This window comes from Candidatus Symbiopectobacterium sp. NZEC127 (assembly GCF_025962675.1).
GTDB lineage: Bacteria > Pseudomonadota > Gammaproteobacteria > Enterobacterales > Enterobacteriaceae > Symbiopectobacterium.
In genome coordinates, this window is sequence record NZ_JAGFPG010000002.1 from 141143 (window position 1) to 158856 (window position 17714).

Annotated in this window: 19 protein-coding genes; 9 read left to right on the forward strand and 10 right to left on the reverse strand. The window is 53.7% G+C overall.

What is annotated here, in order from left to right:
* Nucleotides 1–117 precede the first annotated feature (117 nt).
* From J5069_RS10725 to J5069_RS10735, 3 genes are all read right to left on the reverse strand, one after another.
* On the reverse strand, nucleotides 118–1410 hold the full coding sequence (locus J5069_RS10725) for a TRAP transporter large permease (protein WP_264643894.1): 1293 nt from the start codon (nucleotides 1408–1410) through the stop codon (nucleotides 118–120).
* Between the two features lie 15 nt (nucleotides 1411–1425).
* The gene (locus tag J5069_RS10730) at nucleotides 1426–1932 is read right to left on the reverse strand and encodes a TRAP transporter small permease (protein ID WP_264643895.1); all 507 of its coding nucleotides are present in this window, start codon (nucleotides 1930–1932) and stop codon (nucleotides 1426–1428) included.
* A gap of 178 nt (nucleotides 1933–2110) precedes the next feature.
* Entirely contained in the window at nucleotides 2111–3088 is a 978-nt protein-coding gene (locus J5069_RS10735) for a TRAP transporter substrate-binding protein (protein ID WP_264628106.1), read from the reverse strand.
* 571 nt (nucleotides 3089–3659) lie between these two features.
* Between J5069_RS10735 and exbB the strand changes: the two genes are divergently transcribed.
* From exbB to J5069_RS10755, 4 genes are all read left to right on the forward strand, one after another.
* Nucleotides 3660–4694, forward strand: a complete 1035-nt coding sequence (gene exbB / locus J5069_RS10740) for a tol-pal system-associated acyl-CoA thioesterase (protein ID WP_264643896.1) — start codon at nucleotides 3660–3662, stop codon at nucleotides 4692–4694.
* 3 nt (nucleotides 4695–4697) lie between these two features.
* Nucleotides 4698–5120, forward strand: a complete 423-nt coding sequence (exbD, locus tag J5069_RS10745; protein WP_264643897.1) for a TonB system transport protein ExbD — start codon at nucleotides 4698–4700, stop codon at nucleotides 5118–5120.
* 462 nt (nucleotides 5121–5582) lie between these two features.
* Nucleotides 5583–6032: a YhbP family protein gene (locus tag J5069_RS10750; protein ID WP_264643898.1), complete on the forward strand. Its 450-nt coding sequence runs from the start codon at nucleotides 5583–5585 to the stop codon at nucleotides 6030–6032.
* A 28-nt stretch (nucleotides 6033–6060) separates the two neighbouring features.
* Nucleotides 6061–6726, forward strand: a complete 666-nt coding sequence (locus J5069_RS10755) for an NAD(P)H-binding protein (RefSeq protein WP_264643899.1) — start codon at nucleotides 6061–6063, stop codon at nucleotides 6724–6726.
* An 11-nt stretch (nucleotides 6727–6737) separates the two neighbouring features.
* Here the strand turns inward: J5069_RS10755 and nrdG are convergent, their stop codons facing one another.
* From nrdG to ridA, 3 genes are all read right to left on the reverse strand, one after another.
* Nucleotides 6738–7202, reverse strand: a complete 465-nt coding sequence (nrdG, locus tag J5069_RS10760; protein ID WP_264643900.1) for an anaerobic ribonucleoside-triphosphate reductase-activating protein — start codon at nucleotides 7200–7202, stop codon at nucleotides 6738–6740.
* Nucleotides 7203–7322: 120 nt separating this feature from the next.
* Nucleotides 7323–9461: an anaerobic ribonucleoside-triphosphate reductase gene (gene nrdD / locus J5069_RS10765; protein WP_264643901.1), complete on the reverse strand. Its 2139-nt coding sequence runs from the start codon at nucleotides 9459–9461 to the stop codon at nucleotides 7323–7325.
* A 471-nt stretch (nucleotides 9462–9932) separates the two neighbouring features.
* Complete coding sequence (ridA, locus tag J5069_RS10770; RefSeq protein WP_264643902.1) at nucleotides 9933–10319, reverse strand: 2-iminobutanoate/2-iminopropanoate deaminase; 387 nt, start codon at nucleotides 10317–10319, stop codon at nucleotides 9933–9935.
* A 20-nt stretch (nucleotides 10320–10339) separates the two neighbouring features.
* Here ridA and J5069_RS10775 point away from each other — a divergent pair, with 20 nt between their 5' ends.
* Nucleotides 10340–10462 carry a hypothetical protein gene (locus J5069_RS10775; RefSeq protein ID WP_264643903.1) on the forward strand — a complete coding sequence of 41 codons (123 nt, stop codon included), beginning with the start codon at nucleotides 10340–10342 and terminating at the stop codon, nucleotides 10460–10462.
* On the opposite strand, the gene pyrI is transcribed toward J5069_RS10775, so the two are convergent.
* Together pyrI and pyrB are read right to left on the reverse strand one after the other, a co-directional pair.
* Nucleotides 10459–10923: an aspartate carbamoyltransferase regulatory subunit gene (pyrI, locus tag J5069_RS10780; RefSeq protein WP_195314358.1), complete on the reverse strand. Its 465-nt coding sequence runs from the start codon at nucleotides 10921–10923 to the stop codon at nucleotides 10459–10461. The genes J5069_RS10775 and pyrI overlap by 4 nt on opposite strands.
* A 14-nt stretch (nucleotides 10924–10937) precedes the next feature.
* The gene (gene pyrB, locus J5069_RS10785; protein WP_264643904.1) at nucleotides 10938–11873 is read right to left on the reverse strand and encodes an aspartate carbamoyltransferase; all 936 of its coding nucleotides are present in this window, start codon (nucleotides 11871–11873) and stop codon (nucleotides 10938–10940) included.
* A gap of 460 nt (nucleotides 11874–12333) precedes the next feature.
* Between pyrB and J5069_RS10790 the strand changes: the two genes are divergently transcribed.
* Together J5069_RS10790 and J5069_RS10795 are read left to right on the forward strand one after the other, a co-directional pair.
* Nucleotides 12334–12801, forward strand: a complete 468-nt coding sequence (locus J5069_RS10790; RefSeq protein WP_264643905.1) for a YhcH/YjgK/YiaL family protein — start codon at nucleotides 12334–12336, stop codon at nucleotides 12799–12801.
* A gap of 234 nt (nucleotides 12802–13035) precedes the next feature.
* Nucleotides 13036–14043: a LacI family DNA-binding transcriptional regulator gene (locus J5069_RS10795; RefSeq protein WP_264643906.1), complete on the forward strand. Its 1008-nt coding sequence runs from the start codon at nucleotides 13036–13038 to the stop codon at nucleotides 14041–14043.
* A gap of 21 nt (nucleotides 14044–14064) precedes the next feature.
* Here the strand turns inward: J5069_RS10795 and argF are convergent, their stop codons facing one another.
* Complete coding sequence (gene argF, locus J5069_RS10800; protein ID WP_264643907.1) at nucleotides 14065–15072, reverse strand: ornithine carbamoyltransferase; 1008 nt, start codon at nucleotides 15070–15072, stop codon at nucleotides 14065–14067.
* Between the two features lie 163 nt (nucleotides 15073–15235).
* On the opposite strand from argF, the gene rraB reads away from it, so the two are divergent.
* Nucleotides 15236–15670, forward strand: coding sequence for a ribonuclease E inhibitor RraB (gene rraB, locus J5069_RS10805; protein ID WP_264643908.1), 435 nt, complete (start codon nucleotides 15236–15238; stop codon nucleotides 15668–15670).
* Between the two features lie 49 nt (nucleotides 15671–15719).
* Here the strand turns inward: rraB and J5069_RS10810 are convergent, their stop codons facing one another.
* Complete coding sequence (locus J5069_RS10810; protein ID WP_264643909.1) at nucleotides 15720–16223, reverse strand: GNAT family N-acetyltransferase; 504 nt, start codon at nucleotides 16221–16223, stop codon at nucleotides 15720–15722.
* A 380-nt stretch (nucleotides 16224–16603) separates the two neighbouring features.
* Here J5069_RS10810 and J5069_RS10815 point away from each other — a divergent pair, with 380 nt between their 5' ends.
* Nucleotides 16604–17665 carry an alpha/beta fold hydrolase gene (locus tag J5069_RS10815; protein ID WP_264643910.1) on the forward strand — a complete coding sequence of 354 codons (1062 nt, stop codon included), beginning with the start codon at nucleotides 16604–16606 and terminating at the stop codon, nucleotides 17663–17665.
* The last annotated feature ends 49 nt before the right edge of the window (nucleotides 17666–17714 follow it).

Genomic DNA, 17714 nt, shown 5'->3' on the forward strand with positions numbered 1-17714 from the left:
CTGGGAGAAAAACGGTCAGAGTCACTGTTTTTGAGGAGGCAGAAATGATGTCATGCTGGAGAAAGCAGGGAAGTGCCAGCCCGTCTCGCACGAAGGGCTGGCGCAATTGAGGCGGCGTTACCCGGTATGAACGCCGAAAAACTTGGGCAGCCACAGGGAAATGGCGGGAATGTAGGTGACCAGCATCAAGACGAAGAACAGGCCGCAGTAGAAGGGCACCATCGCCTTCACCACCTGCTCTATTTTCTGTTTGCTCACGGCACTGGCGACAAACAGCACGGAGCCAACCGGCGGGGTGATCAAACCAATCCCCAGGTTAACCAGCATGATCATGCCGAAATGCACCGGATCGACCCCGAGTGAAATGGCGACAGGTAACAGTACCGGCGTCAGGATCAGGATCAGCGGGGCCATATCCATCAGCGTGCCGACCAACAGCAACATGATGTTGATCCACATCAGAATGACGTACTTGTTATCCGAGATAGACGTGAAGAATTCGGTAATGCGACTCGGTAACTGCATGTAGGTCATGATGGCACCGAAAGCCGCAGCAAAACCGATCAGGATCATCACGATGGTGACGGTTTTTACCGTGCGGTACATCAGCTTCGGCAGCTCTGCCCAGGTGTAGTCTCTGTAGATAAACATGGTGACGAAGAAGGACCACACGCAGGCGATAGCCGCAGATTCGGTGGCGGTGAAGATCCCCGAAAGAATCCCGCCCATGATGATGACCACGGTCATCAGGCCCCACAGCGTATCAACAAAGATTTTAAGCGCCTGTTTGAAAGGCACCCGCTCACCTTTGGGATAACCGCGTTTATGGGCAAAGCCCACGCACATCACCATAATGGTAAAGCTCAGCAGCAGGCCTGGCATGATACCGGCGATAAACAGTGAGGCGATGGATACCGTGCCGCCGGTGGCCAGCGAGTAGATGACCGAGTTATGGCTAGGCGGCGTGAGGATGGCCTGTACCGAACCGCTGGCGGTCACTGCGGCGGCAAAATCACGCGGATACCCTTTTTTCTCCATTTCAGGAATCATCACTGAGCCGATGGAGGCGGTGTCGGCAACCGAGGAACCTGAGATGGCACCAAAGAAGGTGGAGGCCACAATATTTACCAGCGACAGGCCGCCTCGAATAAAGCCCACAAAGATATAGGCGAAGTTCACCAACCGGCGGGCAATACCGCCTTCCGCCATGATGGCACCAGCCAGAATAAAGAACGGAATGGCCAACAGGGAGAATTTGTTCACCCCATTGGTTATCTGGATCATCACCGCTTCAAGCGGCAGATCGATCCAGAACGCACCGACAATGGCGCTAAGACCCACGGCGTAGGCCACGGGTACGCCAACGGCGAGCAGCACCGCCAGCGCGGCAACTAAAATAAATGCATCCATGGTAATGCCTCCGGATTAAGCGCTGCCCAGCATCACGACAGGACGTTTATCCTGCGGACCAAAGCATATTCTTTCGACAATAAACAGCAGTGTGATCAAAGAGCCGATCGGCAGCGGCAGATAGGTCTCGCCGGCTGTCAGTACCGGAAATTCAGCCACGGGCTGTTCCCACAGTTCGATGCAAAGTTGCGTGCTGTAATAGAGGATAAATCCGCTGATCAGTAGCATCAGCATGTTGGTGAGAAAACTGCACACGCGCTTGCCGCTCTCAGGCAGACGATCGGTCACCATGCTCACGGCAATATGCGAACAGGCGCGGTAACTGACGGCGGCACCGACAAAGGTAAAGGTTACCATGCAGATAATGGCAACCGGCTCCGGCCAGGAGAGCGCGGAGTTCAATACATAGCGTGCGAAAATGCCAACCGGAATGATCAGTGTCATGACCAATAACGTTAGCCCGGAAACCCACATGGCAATCAGATAGAGAATATCCATTGCAGAAATATAAATACGACCCATTGCTTCCACCTGTACGACCCTGCGCCATTATCCTGTGCCATTATTGGGATATCGTCCGCGCCTTTAGCTCATGACAAAACTCAGACTGTGCAACGTAATAATGTCTGCCGGGGTAACTTATGCTATTAGGGATAATGGGCGGGCCAGTGCTAAACCAGCCCGCATTATTAACGGTAGACTATTTCACGTCTGCCACAGCCTTGATCAGATCCTGGTATTTCGCACCAAACTGATCGCGTACCGGTTGTGTCGCTTTGTAATAGTAATCGGTATCAATGTCGTAGAAATTCACGCCGCCGGCCTTCATTTTATCCAATGACTGCTGGTTATAGGCATTCCACAATTCACGCTGTTCCATTTGCGCTTCTTTGGCTAATTTAAGAATCAATTCCTGTTGATCTTTAGTGAGTTTATCCCATTTGGTTTTTGAATAGAGGAACAGTTCAGGAATAATAAAATGACGGCTCCAGGTAAAGTTTTTGGCGACCGGCATGTAGTTGTGCGCGACGAAGGTGGGCGGATTGTTTTCCGTGCCATCGATGACACCGGTTTGCATACCGCTGAACACTTCACTGGTTCCCATGGCGATAGAGTTCGCTCCCATGGCTTTCAGCGTGGCCAGCGCGACCGGGCTGCTCTGTACCCGAATCTTCATGCCTTTGAGGTCTTCCGGTTTGGCGACCGGGGCTTTGGTGATCAGGTTGCGCGTACCGGCATCCATCCAGCCAAGGAACACCAGCTTGGATTTACTGTTATTGGTAATCTTGTCACCAATTTCCTGACCAATTTTCCCGTCCAGCACTTTGTGCATATGATCTTCATCACGGAAAATATAGGGCAGGGTAAACACTTCGATTTCTGGCAAAATGGCAGCAACCGGGGTCATGGAGACGCGAATAATATCGATGGCACCCAGTTGCGCCTGCTCAATCATTTGCTTCTCATCGCCTAATACCCCGCCTGGAAAGGTTTTTATTTCCAGTTTTCCATCCGTGGCGGCCTTTAATTTCTCTCCCATTTTTTGTACGGCTACCACATTGGGATAGCCTTCGGGGTGAACATCGGATGCTTTGATTTGCAATGCGCTGGCTGAATAACTCATAAACAGCGTGGCGGAGCTTAGGCAGATGCCTATCAGTGTTTTGGATAGCTTCATTCGGGTCTCCAGAAGTCTCGAGGATATATTCGTGGTACGACTATTATTGTTCTATAAATAAAACCCGGTGCGTAATGAAGAGAATTAAAAAATTAAGTCAAAATAATTTCCCCTCATATTCAAGGGTAAACTAACCTATTATACCACTTTGCGGAATGACTCGTATCACAAAAGCGCAATATAGGTAACTGAATGAAACAATTGATGGTAATTGATTTCTTACGTGTCATTTGAATGTCTATAGTATTGTTTTTAGTGCCATTAATTATTTCTGATAAGGTCTTTCCTGTAAGACAACTTATCGATGTTTACTCAACAATGGTGTAATAACTCAAAGTCGATCACAGAACGCGACTTTTGTTGTTCCTGGGCTGGCAAATTGGCAGACCCGCGAAGTCGTCATGCCAAATCAGTGTTTTCCCTTATGGATATTAGGGTTTTTTGTGCTCAAAAAGCATAAATACTAATGAGAACTACTATCAATTCGTGCTCAGTTTGATATCATTTCCCGTCGATTCGTTGCACTATTCATTGGTGTTGTACTATTCATTGGTATAGGTGGAGGCACAGCGTGAAAACGGCTGTCGGTCATATTTTTTCCCAGGCATTGCCCGCCTGGCTTACACAACGCGGCGCGTTCAGCGCATTTTCCCGTAGCATGTTGACGGCTCTGGTTTTAACGGCGGGGCTGGTCACGTCAGCAGGACTAAGTGGAAATGCGTTTGCGGCACCGGCCTCTACGCCTGTTGCCAACGCCGCTGCCGCCAGCGCACCACAGGCTGCCGCTACGGCATCGACGCCTTTGGCGGCTGAACCCGCTGTCGCAGGGGCTGCTGCGGTGCCTGCATCGCCGTTGGCTCTGCCGCAAGGCAGTGCAGGCAATATCATGAAAACCGATCTTTCCGTCTGGGGCATGTATCAGCATGCGGATCTGGTGGTGAAATCCGTGATGATCGGTTTGCTGCTAGCTTCCGTGATTACCTGGGCGATCTTCTTTGGTAAAAGCGTCGAACTGCTGGGTGCCAAACGTCGCCTGCGTCGCGAATACGCGGCGTTGGAACAGGCACGCACCTTAGATGACGCTGCGGATGTCGTTGAGGCCTTCAAAGCCGACAGCACCGCGGCGATATTGCTGGCCGATGCGCAAAATGAATTAACCCTTTCTGCCCGTTCTGATGACAATAATGGCATCAAAGAGCGTACCGCTTTCCGTCTGGAGCGCCGCGTGGCGGCTGCCGGTCGCCATATGGGGCGCGGTAACGGCTATTTGGCAACGGTCGGGGCGGTGGCACCCTTCGTCGGGCTGTTCGGTACGGTCTGGGGCATCATGAACAGCTTTATCGGCATCGCACAAACGCAAACCACCAACCTGGCCGTGGTCGCGCCGGGGATCGCCGAGGCCCTGTTGGCCACCGCGGTTGGTCTGGTCGCCGCCATCCCGGCAGTGGTGATTTATAACGTGTTCGCTCGCGGGATTGGCAGCTATAAAGCGCTGATGGGTGATGTGGCGGCACAGGTGCTGCTGCTGGTGAGCCGCGATTTGGATGTGGCCGCGAGTAACGGTAACCGTTTGACTGCAGCTAATCAAAAACTGCGGGTGGGTTAAGTTATGGCGATGCATTTGCACGATGATACGAGCAGTGACAACGAGATGCATGACATCAACGTCACGCCGTTCATTGACGTGATGCTGGTGCTGTTGATCATCTTTATGGTGGCAGCGCCGCTGGCGACCGTCGATATTCGTGTCGACTTGCCGGCATCCACTGCGGTGCCGCAACCCCGCCCGGAAAAGCCGGTCTATTTGACGGTGAAAGCGGACAAACAGCTGTATGTGGGTGATATTGCGGTGAGCGAGACCGGGCTCACCACGCTGTTGGATGAACAAACGAGTGCCAACAAAGAGACCACCATCTTCTTCCAGGCAGATAAAACCGTGGACTATGAAACCATGATGCGAGTGATGGATACCTTGCGTAAGGCGGGCTATCTGAAAGTCGGGTTGGTGGGTATGGAGTCAGCGGGTAAATAATTGCCTGTACCGTCCCGCGCTTCTGGCGGGACGGCCTGTCACCCTGCGCGCTCAGGTAAAACGCGTATATTGCTCCTGTGCGTCCGGTGTCCCCGTATAATCCTACCAACGTCAAACTCTCCCCCCAGCGCATCGTGTAAAGTGTGCCGTCGGCAACCAGCATCCGTCATGCACGATTTCACACGGGCTTTTTATCCTGAATACACGGCCTACGCTTTCGGCATCGATGACGCTGCCTGTTTGCATCACCGCACGGTGTAATGGTTACAACAGGTTGATTTTTCATCGCCATGACGCATTATGAGAGGCTACGAGTTACTTATCGAACCACGATAAGGTTTTACCGTGCAATCATGCATGGCACAGGGAATATAGCGGTGGAATCGGTAATGCGTAATATTCTGATTTTTGTTTTAACGTGCGCGGGTGTGTGATGCGTGTCATAGCACCAGGAGAAGCCTGATGAGCAAAGGAAATGAGCTGTCTATTATTTCCCGCTATATGAAAAAGCTGCATGTGTTGACGTTATGCGTAGGGGGAAATTCAGAATTATGGTGTGCGAGCTGCTTCTATACTTATGACGAAAATGAGGTCGCCTTCTACATCATGACAGAAACCTCGACGCGCCACGGTGAAATGATGCTGCGCTACCCGGAGGTTGCCGGGACCATTGCGGGCCAACCCAAAACCGTCATGCTGATCAAAGGCGTTCAGTTCAGCGGTCAGGCAATATCACTTCAGGGCGAAGACGCCGTGGCGGCCCGTGAGCGCTACACGCAGCGTTTTCCCATCGCCCGAGGGGCCACCTCACCTGTTTGGCGCTTGCGAGTTGATATCTTGAAGATGACGGACAATACATTGGGGTTTGGCACCAAACGCTATTGGTACCGCGATGAACAAAACGACGGATAACTGAATGAATCTGGCAACAGGAGGAGCCATGAGTCGAGTATTGCTGCTAGGCGCGACAGGATTGATTGGGCAGGAACTGCTGAAGCTGCTGCAAGCCAATAGCCGGGTAGAGGTTATCTATGCGCCCACGCGCAGGCCGCTGCCCGCGCAGGACAAACTGGTCAATCCTTGTCATGAGGATGTGCGCGTTGCGCTGGCGCAATGGCATGAGCCGGTCGATATTGTGTTTTGCTGCCTGGGAACCACGCGCAAACAGGCAGGCAGCAAGCAAGCGTTTCGCTTTGTTGACTATACGCTGGTGGTCGACAGTGCCGCGCAGGCCAAGGCGCTGGGCGCCACACACCTGCTCACGGTGAGCGCCATGAGCGCCAATGCGACGTCACCGTTTTTCTATTCGCGCACCAAAGGTGAGATGGAAGCGGCGCTACGTCAGCAAGGATGGCGGCATTTGACGCTGGTACGCCCTTCACTGCTGTTGGGCGAGCGGGCAACGCGACGGCCGCTGGAACACTTTTCCGCTCCGCTGCTCAAGTGGCTGCCTGCTAAATGGCGAGCGATCGAAGGTAAAGCGGTGGCGAGGGCACTGATGAATCACGCCTTTTCACCGGAGCCAAAAGCCAGTGTGACGGTGCTCGAAGCTGAGGAACTGCGCGCCTGGGGCAGTCCGCCGCTTGCGCCGGATCTGCTCAGTTAAGCCTGCGACTGTCACCGCAAACGGTGGATGACCTGATTGCTGCTGCCACGCCAGATTAACGCAGGATCCTTGAGATCCTGTACAAATTTTCCGTCCACCAACACGTTGATGAGCGCCACGACCCGTTGTTGCTCGGGCGTGAGTTCAGCCAGCAGGTAGCCGGTCCACATCCAGATATCTTTTCCGGGGCATTCGGCGCGAATGCGCTCCACCAGGCGCAGCACGTCCGGTACGTTTTGCGGATGGAGCGGATCGCCACCGGAAAGCGTCAAGCCCTGGCGCGGAATCTGCGTATCCTGTAAATCGGCAATGATCTGGTCTTCCAGCGCCTGAGTAAACGGCTGGCCGGAATTGAGCCGCCAGGTGCTTTTGTTGTAGCAACCTGGGCATTGATGCACGCAGCCCGAAACAAACAGCGTACAGCGCGTGCCGGGCCCGTTGACCACGTCAACCGGGTAATACTGATGATAATTCATGGTATGGCATTGTTTGCTGGGTAATGGTTTGTTGAATAGACGAGATCCGGCGTCCGTTGACGCCGGTAAACGTGCAAAGCTGGCCGCATCCCTGCGGCCGTCAGGCACGGCGTGGGCTGGTTAGCCCAGTTGACCATTGCCGAGGTGCTTGATCCGGCGTTTAACCTCTTCCTGCTTCCCGGCGTTGAACGGACGTGCATCCGGGCTGCCCAGATAGCCGCACACCCGGCGCGTCACGGATACGCGAGCGGAGTCGTGATTGCCGCATTTCGGACAGGTAAAGCCTTTGCTGGTGCACTCAAACTCACCGGTGAAGCCGCACTCGTAACACTCATCGATCGGCGTATTGGTGCCGTAATAGGGCACACGGCTGTAGCTGTAATCCCAGACGTCTTCCAGCGCTTTGAGGTTATGTTGCAGGTTCGGGTACTCGCCGTAGCAAATGAAGCCTCCGTTTGCCAGCGGTGGGTAGGGCATCTCAAAATCGATCTTCTGGTAAGGATTCACCTTCTTCTCCACGTCCAGGTGGAAGCTGTTGGTGTAGTAACCTTTATCCGTTACGCCCGGTACCACGCCAAATTCAGCGGTGTCGATACGGCAGAAACGGTCACACAGGTTTTCACTCGGCGTACTGTAAAGGCTGAAACCGTAACCCGTTTCCTCTTTCCACTGCTCGGTTGCCGCTTTCAGGCGCGCGACGATGGCGACCGCCTTTTCACGCAGTTGTTCATTGTCGAACACGTGTGTCTGGTTGCCGAACAGGGCATTAACGGTTTCATGAACCCCGATATAGCCCAGTGAAATAGACGCCCGGCCGTTTTTGAAGATTTCAGCGACGTTGTCGTCCGCTTTCAGACGTACGCCGCAGGCTCCTTCCATATACAGGATCGGTGCAACGCGAGCTTTGACGTTTTCCAAACGAGCGATACGCGTCATCAGCGCTTTTTTCGCCAGTTGCAGACGATTATCCAGCAGGTTCCAGAAGCGCTCTTCGTTGTGCTCGGCCTCCAGCGCGATGCGTGGCAGGTTGAGGCTGATTACCCCGAGGTTGTTACGGCCATCGTGGATCTGCTTGCCCTCTTCCTCATACACCCCGAGGAAGCTGCGGCAGCCCATTGGCGTTTTAAACGAGCCGGTAACCTTAACCACCTGATCGTAGTTGAGGATATCCGGGTACATCCGCTTGCTGGCGCAATCCAGTGCCAGTTGCTTGATGTCATAGTTCGGATCGGCAGCCTTGTGATTGACACCGTCGCGGATAGCAAACACCAGTTTGGGGAACACCGCGGTTTTACGGTTTTTGCCCAGGCCGGCAATGCGGTTGCGCAGGATGGACTGCTGAATCAGGCGCGATTCCCAACTGATACCTAGGCCGAAACCAAAGGTGACAAACGGCGTTTGACCATTGGCGGTGTGCAGCGTATTGACTTCATATTCCAGCGACTGGAAAGCGTCGTAGCACTCTTTTTCGGTACGAGACAGCGCATAGGCGTCTGCATCGGGAATGTGCCACTCATCGGCGGTTTCCCGGTGCTTTTTATGGCTGGCGGTAACGAACGGTGCCAGAATCTCATCGATACGGTTAATGGTGGTGCCGCCGTAAATGTGGCTTGCGACCTGCGCGATGATTTGGGCGGTCACGGCCGTGGCGGTTGAGATGGATTTCGGCGGCTCAATCTCCGCATTACCCATCTTGAACCCTTTGGTCAACATGCCTTCCAGATCGATCAGCATACAGTTGAACATCGGGAAGAACGGGGAGTAGTCCAGATCGTGGTAGTGAATTTCACCGCGCTCATGGGCAAGCACCACGTCGCGCGGCAGGATATGCTGCTTGGCATAGTGCTTGGCAACGATCCCGGCCAGCAGGTCGCGCTGGGTGGGGATCACTTTACTGTCTTTGTTGGCGTTCTCGTTGAGCAGGGCCATGTTGCTCTGTTCAACCAGACCGCGAATTTCCTGATTCAAACGGCCACGCTGTTCGCGGGCGACATCACGATCGTGACGGTACTCAATGTAGGTACGTGCAAGCTGCTTATACTGGCCAGACATCAGCAGGTTTTCGACAGCGTCCTGGATATCACGGATATCGACACGTGCTTTCCCTTGCATTTGTTGAGCGACCGCACAGGCCACGGTTGCACAGTAATCTGTATCATCAACTCCTGCCGCATGCGCAGCACGTTCGACCGCCTGCTTGATGAGCATCTCATCAAAAGGCACCTGGCAACCGTCCCGTTTAATCACTACTGGTTTCAACGTTCGTTCCTCAGAGTTGTCCACAAGCGGAATCCGCAGCGGACAAGGGCTGCGGGGGGTTGTGGATGATATTGTGGATAAGTACTACATGTAGTGTCTGTAATTATGATAGACACTATATGTAGTTTTGGGTGAAAAGAAATTCGCGATTTATTGACCTGGAACAAAGAATTTCGAGCAGCGTAGAAAGGGTGTGCAATGCCGTTGAGCGAAATAAAAATAATGTATTGATTTGATTAGTAGTTTTTTATCTCTGCGCCATAAGGCAAATTACGAACAAAAAAGCATAATAAACGTAGGGAAATAACAATAAGCGGGGCAATTATATCGCTGGGTGTGTCCGTGTTTCCCGGTGAATCACGACGAGGGGCGCTCCGGCGGCTTACGCCGCTACGACCCCATCGCCGCACTTCACCTAATAACGAGCTTTTTCATCAGTCTGACGGGGCGAGGGTATAGCCCCGAGTGCGCTTAGCGGCGTACCGCGATGGCTTCGATTTCGATCTTCACATCTTTCGGCAGACGCGCCACTTCTACGCAGGAGCGCGCCGGGAACGGTGCCTGATGCAGAGTAAAGAAGGCTTCGTAAGTGGCGTTAACGGTGGCAAAGTCTTGCAGGTCTTTCACAAAAACCGTGGTTTTCACGATGTCGGCGACTTTCAGGCCTGCCGCTTCCACAATGGCCTGCACGTTTTCAAGAGACTGGCGCGTTTGTGCGACGATGTCCTCGGCAATCAGGCCGCTTTTCGGGTTTACCGGAATCTGACCGGAAGTGATGATCATGCTGCCCAGATCGACACCTTGTACATAAGGGCCGATAGCGGCTGGGGCGTGTTCCGTACTGATGCTACGTGACATGGCTTCTCCTGGATTTCGACATGGCTATTTTCGAAGGGACAATTCCCACCGGGCCTGCGCCGGGCGGGAGACAGCTTACCATTATTCAGAAAAGCGCGGCGCAGGCAATGGTATTGATGAACCAGCGCCGCACAGTGGCTTAGCGGTCAGCCAGCACAGCCTGGCGTTCAAACTCTTTCTCGCAGTATTTGCACTTGAGGTGCGCATCGCCATCGCGTTGCTTGACGCTGAACGATGAGGTGACCGGTTCACTGCGGCTGATGCAGTTGCTGTTCGGGCAGGTCAGCACGCCATCAATACGTTCCGGCAGGCTGGGCACCAGTTTGCGTACCACCGCGTAGTCATCAATCTGGTTTACCGTGGCCTGCGGGGCGTAGATCGCCAACTGGTTGGCCTGCTGCTCTGTCAGGAAGATATTTTCTATCTTGATCAGATCCTTGCGCCCCAGATGATTGGAAGGCAGGTTCAGCCCGATGGTGATGCGCTGGTCGGTGGCGGTCAGCTTGAACAGCGTCAGCAGCTTGAAGCCCACCTGCGCCGGGATATGGTCGATAACGGTGCCGCGTTTGATGGCTTCAACCTGTAATTTATTATCCTGAGTCATGATGCTTTCCCCTCTCACAGAACCAGTTCGCGATTTAATACCAGCGCCAGCAGCGCCTGACGTGCAAAGATGCCGTTGCCTGCCTGTTGGAAGTAATAGGCGTAAGGCGTGCTGTCGACATCCGTCGTTATCTCATCCACGCGCGGCAGCGGATGCAGTACTTTCAGGTTGTCGCGGGCTGTTTCCAGATCGGCGGCGCGCAGCACAAACTGCGATTTGATATTGATGTATTCGGACGGGTCCAGCCGCTCTTTCTGTACGCGGGTCATGTACAGAATATCCAGCTCCGACACCACCTCTTCAATGCTGGTGTGCAGACTGTAGGTGATGTTCTTCTCTTCCAGCATCGCCAGAATGTAATCCGGCATCGCCAGTGCGTCGGGCGCGATAAAGTAGAAGCGGTTGCCGTCGAATTTCGCCAGCGCCTGCGTCAGGGAGTGCACGGTGCGACCGTATTTCAGGTCACCGACCATGGCAATATTGATGTTATTCAAGCGTCCCTGGGTTTCCTGAATGGTGAACAGGTCGAGCAGGGTTTGCGTCGGGTGCTGGTTGGCACCGTCTCCGGCGTTGAGCACCGGAATGCCACCGGAGAACTCGGTGGCAAGACGCGCGGCGCCTTCCTGCGGATGGCGCATTACGATGGCATCGACATAGTGGCCGATAACCGAAATGGTATCCGCCAGCGTCTCGCCCTTCTTGCCGAGTGACGTGTTATTGCTGTCAGCAAAACCGACCACGGAGGCCCCCAGACGGTGCATCGCGGTCTCAAAAGAGAGCCGGGTGCGCGTCGAGGCCTCAAAGAAACAGCTGGCGATCACTTTATGTTTTAACAACTCCGGCTGCGGTTTGGCCTTCAGGCTAGCGGCTACCTGCAACGCCAGCTCCAAATCTTCGCGGGTGAGGTCGTTAATCGAGATGATGTGTTTTTGATAAAGCGGATTGACCATGTTTGCTTTTCTCCCAACGGTTAGCCCTGAAACATTTTTCTCTCGTCCTACCGCTGTCGGCCGACGAGGTTCGCCCGGTATAACAGGCAAAAAAAAGCCCCTTCAACGAGGGGCTTTTTTTAAACGATCGGTGATTGCCGGAAAAGAGGCGGCGCGCTGACGAAAAAAGGGGTCAGCAGCGTGATAAATACAGCATGTGGTGAGGCAAGCGCACATGGTTCCTCCTGGCAAATTGTGGCGCATTATACGCGCGAGATTTGCTATTTCAAGCGCTAATTTATGCGCAATAGTCGCATTTTTAGGCATTGGCAATCGGTTGCTTAGAGAAAACCTTACGCGTTCGACCAATGAAAATAAAGGGGATAGGTAGCACTTTTGCCACTGTAGACTAGCGAGAATGCCTATGGCGGAGTATAAAGTTCGCTAAAACGACGTTTTACTTTTCACGAGAGGATTTACTATGATCACCGGGAATATCCACCAGCTTGAATTGGTTCCTTATCTGCCTGCCAAACTGCGCGACGCGATCGAGTACGTAAAAGCCAATATTACGGCTGATACCCCGCTGGGCAAGCACGATGTCGATGGCAACAACGTGTTTGTGCTGGTTTCCAATGACAGCACTGAAGCGTTTGAACAACGTCGCGCTGAATACCATGCCAAATATCTGGATATTCAGATTGTGCTCAACGGCGTTGAAGGCATGACTTTCAGCAACCTGCCGGCAGGCACGCCTGACACCGACTGGTTGGCGGATAAAGACATCGCGTTTTTGTCTGCCGGTGAGCAGGAAAAAACCTTTGTCATGCAACCGGGTGATTTTGTTGTCTTCTTCCCAGGCGAAGTCCACAAGCCGCTGTGTGCTGTGGGTGAACCTGCACGCGTGCGCAAAGCCGTCGTGAAGATCGACGCGTCACTGGTGCTGTAATCTTGCTACCGCGCGCGACGCCGAGGACGTTCGGTGCCGCGCACGGTGCGTCATCGGGATAATTGATCCCCCTTCATATATTCATCCATAATCACCTATATAAATATCGTCCCGTTCAGTGATGCAGCGGTTTGTGCTTATCGCGTAATGAGGGGAGCGCGGTTGTGCTGCCTCCTCGCTGACAGTTGATGATGGCCTCGCCGTGACTGCGCGCGCCCTAAGGAAGGAGTAAAAATGGTTACGATACAGGATGTGGCGAAAAAGGCGGGCGTCTCTAAAGCGACGGTATCTCGCGTACTTAACGGCAAAAACGTGGTACGTGAAGATATGCGGCAGCGCGTGTTTCGCGCCATCGAGGAAACCGGATTCAGTCCAAACCTGCTGGCCCGTCAGCTCGCCACCCGCAAAACCAACTCGATTGGTTTGGTGATCACCAACTCTCTGTATCAGGGACCGTTTTTTTCCGAAATGACCTATCAGGCGGCGTCATGCAGTGAAAAGCATCAGCGCCAGCTGATTCTGGCGGATGGTAAAAACAGCGCGCAGGACGAGCGCAATGCCATCGGCATGCTGCTGGCACTGCGTTGCGAAGCCATTATTGTCTATCCCAAATTCTTATCGGCAGAAGCGCTGGAAACGCTGATCGAGCAGCATGAGACGCCGATCATCGTGATTAACCGTAAGCTGCCTCATCACCAGAATCACGCGGTCTATATCGAGCATTACCACAGCAGCCAACTGATGACGCAATATCTGCTCGATCAGGGGCATAGGCGCATCGCTTTTATTGCCGGGCTGCCCGGTTCCCCGTCAGGTGAACAGCGGCTTGCCGGGTTCCTTGATACGTTAAAGGCGGCGGGCATCGCACATAATGAGGCGCTACGTCTGGAAGGGGACTGGACGCCGGAAAGCGGCTATCGCGCCGCTCAAACGCTGTTGGCGCGCAATGTGGACGTCACCTGTGTGCTGGCGGCCAATGATGATATGGCGATTGGCGCAGCCAAGGTGTTTCTCGATGCCGGAAAACGGGTGCCGCAGGATATGTCGTTGGCGGGGTTTGATGACATGCTGATTGGGCGCTACTTTTCTCCCGCCTTAACCACGGTGCATGTGCCGATTGCTGCCATGATTCAGGATGCGATTGGTCGCCTGGTGGCGGCGTCAGAAGGCGATGCCATGCCGATCCCGCCTTGCCAACATCAAGGACGTTTGGTTATCCGAGACTCCGTCGCCAGGCGCTGAGCATGGCGCGGAGTGCGGCCCTTATTCCTGACCGAGCGTGGCAACCATCACCGCTTTGATGGTGTGCATGCGGTTTTCTGCCTGATCGAACACAATGCTGTGTGCCGATTCAAACACCTCATCGGTCACTTCCATGCCGCCGTGCAAACCGTACTGCTCGGCCATTTGCTTGCCGATGGTGGTGTGATCGTCATGGAACGCGGGCAGACAGTGCAAGAATTTCACCTGCGGGTTACCGGTGGCGGCGAGCATCGCCATATTGACCTGATAGGGTTTGAGCAGCGCAATCCGCTCCTGCCACACCTCTTTGGCTTCTCCCATGGAAACCCACACGTCGGTGTAGATGAAATCCGCACCGGCCACGCCTGCGGCGATATCTTCCGTCAGCGTGATTTTTCCGCCGGTCATCTCGGCAGCAGCGCGGCACTCGGCCACCAGATTGGCATCGGGCCAGCAGGCTTTGGGCGCGACCAGCCGCAGATCCAAACCGGTTAACGCAGCGGCTTCCAGCATGGTGTTGCCCATGTTGTTGCGCGCATCGCCCGCGTAGACCAGCGTCATGTCGCTAAAGGCGCGCTCAGGCAGATGCTCCTGCATGGTCAGTAAATCCGCCAGCAGTTGTGTCGGGTGAAACTCGTTGGTCAGCCCGTTCCATACCGGAACACCGGCGTACTCGGCCAGCGTTTCCACCAGCGCCTGGCCGTAACCACGGTATTGGATGCCGTCATAAATTCTGCCCAGCACGCGGGCGGTATCCTTCATTGACTCTTTATGACCGATCTGGCTGCCGCTTGGGCCGAGATACGTGACGCGCGCTCCCTGATCGTATGCAGCAACTTCGAAAGAGCAACGAGTACGGGTCGAATCTTTTTCGAAGATGAGTGCGATGTTTTTATTTTGCAGGTAGCGTTTTTCGGTGCCGTTCTTTTTGCCGGCTTTCAGTTGGGCAGATAAGGTTAACAGTACGCCGATCTCAGCGGGGGAAAAATCCATTAATCTTAAGAAGTGACGCTGGTGAAACGAGTTCATTGTAGTTATCTCCATGTGGCTCAACGCTGTTGGTTGAATTAAAATTCACTTTATATGTGTAATTATTCAATTTCAAGGGGCGACGTCAAACTTTATGGTGGAGAGGGCGTCGGGGGTGTGGGAGAATACGGTAATAACGTAGAGATTAACGGGGGACAGACACATGGCAAACCGCGATTTACTGGACGAACAACGGGAAGAAACGCGCCTGATTATCGAAGAACTGCTGGATGATGGCAGCGATCCGGACGCACTGTACACCATCGAACACCACTTTTCGGCGGAAAACTTTGACGCGTTGGAAAAGGTCGCTGTTGATGCCTTTAAAATGGGCTACGAAGTGACGGATGCGGAAGAACTGGAAGTGGAAGAGGGCAAACTGCTGATGTGTTGTGATGCCATTAGCGAAATGGCGCTCAATGCCGAGCTGATCGATGAGCAGGTAGAACAGTTAATCGAGCTGGCTGCACGTCACAACGTCAATTACGACGGTTGGGGCACCTACTTCGAGGATCCGGATGGCGAAGAGGGTGAAGAAGGCGAAGAAGGCGAAGACGACGATTTCTATGATGAGGACGATGACGGCAAACGTCATTAATCCCTCTCTGGTATCACGGGCGTGCCGAAGTGAACTTCGGCGCGCCGCTTTAGAGCTGTTTTAGCATGGTGACTTCACAGTCACCGTGGCCGGTGTTGCCCATCGCGTGCGGAATGTGTTCAAACCCCAGTTTGCGATACAGCGCAATCGCCTGCGTCAATGTGCTGGTGGTTTCCAGATAGCAGCGTCGGAATCCCTTCTGGCGGGCGAAATCGAGCGCTTGCAGCGCCAATTGGCGCGCCAGTCCCTTGCCACGTAATACCGGCAAAAAGTACATCTTTTGCAGTTCACACACGTCAGCTTCTCCCTCCTGCAAGGGCGCGACACCGCCGCCGCCGACCACTTCTCCTTCGTATTCAATGACCCAGTAGGCGCTGTTTGGGTGGTTATACAACTGAAACAGGTTGTCTAAATTGGGGTCAGAGACCGTATATCCCTTATCTGCCGTCAGGCCAAATTCCGCAGAAACATGGCGGATCACTGCCGCGATGGCAGCGTTGTCCTGTGCGGTAATGGGGCGCATCCGCAGAGAAAGGGGAAGGGCGGTTGTCATGGTGCTTACTCTTATACTGATAGGGGACGATGATATTTTCTTACGCTGTAATACCATTGAACAGGGTTTTTGTGCAATACCGGGATAACGGGCATTGGCCATGCGCAGCCTCACCATGATCCAATTATCTGCGTTGATTTTTTGTCCGCGCATTTTTTCTTGCCTAATGGATTAGGCACAGTTATTGTACGGGTATGGCCGTTTTGCACGTTATTCAATCATAACATTATGATTGTTATCTGATTATGTAGGATGCGCCAGAAATTTACCTTATGACAATATATTATTGTTATTTAATGGTTAGCCTGCGATCGATATTGGGATGTGACCTGGGACACATTATTATTGAAATCCATTTACCCTTATGGATGACGAGTAGTATGGCCCATCGCATGTTGTCAGGCTGGATTAGCCTGTTTTTACTGTTTTTATCTCCCCTCGCTTACGCACAACCCTTACAGCCTCAGGAAGGCGATTGGCGGCCTGCCGAGTTTCGTTTTCATACCGGTGAAACGCGTAATGACCTCCGTCTGCACTACTACACGTTGGGTGACCGTAGTAAGCCTGCGGTGCTGCTGTTGCACGGCACCAATCAGCCGGTCAGCGCGCTGCTGGCGGACGGATTTGGCGGCGAGTTATTTGGGCCGGGCCAACCGCTGGATGTGACGAAACACTTTATTATCATTCCCGAAAGTATCGGATCGGGGAAATCCTCCAAACCCTCCGACGGTTTGCGCACGCAATTCCCGCAATATAACTACGATGATATGGTGCTGGCACAATATCGACTGGTGACGGAAGCGTTGGGCATCAAACATTTGCGTCTGGTCATGGGCTACTCCATGGGGGGCATGCACACCTGGCTGTGGGGGCAAAAATACCCGGACATGATGGATGCGCTGGTGCCGATGGCGTCACAGCCCAATGCGCTGTCGGGCCGTAACTGGATGCTGCGCCGCATGCTGATTGAATCCATCAAACGCGATCCGGCCTGGAAAAATGGCGATTATCAGACTCAGCCTCCGGCTTTGCAGACCGCTAATATCATGTTCAGCATCGCCACCACGGGCGGCACCCTGGCTTACCAGAGTAAAGCGCCGACGCGTGAGCTGGCGGATAAGCTGGTGGATGCGCGACTGGCGGCTCCCGTGACCAGTGATGCCAATGACTTCATCTATATCTGGAATTCCTCGGCGGATTACAACGCGATGTCCGGTCTGGAACGCATCAAGGCCCCGATGCTGGTGATCAACGCCGCTGATGATGAGCGTAATCCGGTGGAAATTGGCTCGCTGGAACCCGCGTTGAAAAAGGTCAAACAGGCATCGCTGTTCTTGATTCCGGCAAGTGCGGAAACCAGCGGCCATGGAACCATGATGTCCGCCCGCTTCTATCGCACTGCGCTGGGTGAATTCCTGGCGAAAACGCCTTCCCATCAATAACTGCGGTTTTTTCTTCCGGGCAGGCGTGTTCACAATGAAGCGCCTGCCC

What these genes read in the sequence shown, in the direction of transcription:
- pyrI (WP_195314358.1), bottom strand. Translation starts at nt 10,923, where the DNA reads ATGACTCAGGATAATAAATTACAGGTTGAAGCCATCAAACGCGGCACC.
- J5069_RS10755 (WP_264643899.1), top strand. Translation starts at nt 6,061, where the DNA reads ATGAGTCGAGTATTGCTGCTAGGCGCGACAGGATTGATTGGGCAGGAA.
- ridA (WP_264643902.1), bottom strand. Translation starts at nt 10,319, where the DNA reads ATGTCACGTAGCATCAGTACGGAACACGCCCCAGCCGCTATCGGCCCT.
- J5069_RS10795 (WP_264643906.1), top strand. Translation starts at nt 13,036, where the DNA reads ATGGTTACGATACAGGATGTGGCGAAAAAGGCGGGCGTCTCTAAAGCG.
- J5069_RS10775 (WP_264643903.1), top strand. Translation starts at nt 10,340, where the DNA reads ATGGCTATTTTCGAAGGGACAATTCCCACCGGGCCTGCGCCGGGCGGG.
- exbD (WP_264643897.1), top strand. Translation starts at nt 4,698, where the DNA reads ATGGCGATGCATTTGCACGATGATACGAGCAGTGACAACGAGATGCAT.
- pyrB (WP_264643904.1), bottom strand. Translation starts at nt 11,873, where the DNA reads ATGGTCAATCCGCTTTATCAAAAACACATCATCTCGATTAACGACCTC.
- J5069_RS10750 (WP_264643898.1), top strand. Translation starts at nt 5,583, where the DNA reads ATGAGCAAAGGAAATGAGCTGTCTATTATTTCCCGCTATATGAAAAAG.
- J5069_RS10735 (WP_264628106.1), bottom strand. Translation starts at nt 3,088, where the DNA reads ATGAAGCTATCCAAAACACTGATAGGCATCTGCCTAAGCTCCGCCACG.
- rraB (WP_264643908.1), top strand. Translation starts at nt 15,236, where the DNA reads ATGGCAAACCGCGATTTACTGGACGAACAACGGGAAGAAACGCGCCTG.
- J5069_RS10810 (WP_264643909.1), bottom strand. Translation starts at nt 16,223, where the DNA reads ATGACAACCGCCCTTCCCCTTTCTCTGCGGATGCGCCCCATTACCGCA.
- argF (WP_264643907.1), bottom strand. Translation starts at nt 15,072, where the DNA reads ATGAACTCGTTTCACCAGCGTCACTTCTTAAGATTAATGGATTTTTCC.
- nrdG (WP_264643900.1), bottom strand. Translation starts at nt 7,202, where the DNA reads ATGAATTATCATCAGTATTACCCGGTTGACGTGGTCAACGGGCCCGGC.
- J5069_RS10730 (WP_264643895.1), bottom strand. Translation starts at nt 1,932, where the DNA reads ATGGGTCGTATTTATATTTCTGCAATGGATATTCTCTATCTGATTGCC.
- J5069_RS10815 (WP_264643910.1), top strand. Translation starts at nt 16,604, where the DNA reads ATGGCCCATCGCATGTTGTCAGGCTGGATTAGCCTGTTTTTACTGTTT.
- J5069_RS10790 (WP_264643905.1), top strand. Translation starts at nt 12,334, where the DNA reads ATGATCACCGGGAATATCCACCAGCTTGAATTGGTTCCTTATCTGCCT.
- J5069_RS10725 (WP_264643894.1), bottom strand. Translation starts at nt 1,410, where the DNA reads ATGGATGCATTTATTTTAGTTGCCGCGCTGGCGGTGCTGCTCGCCGTT.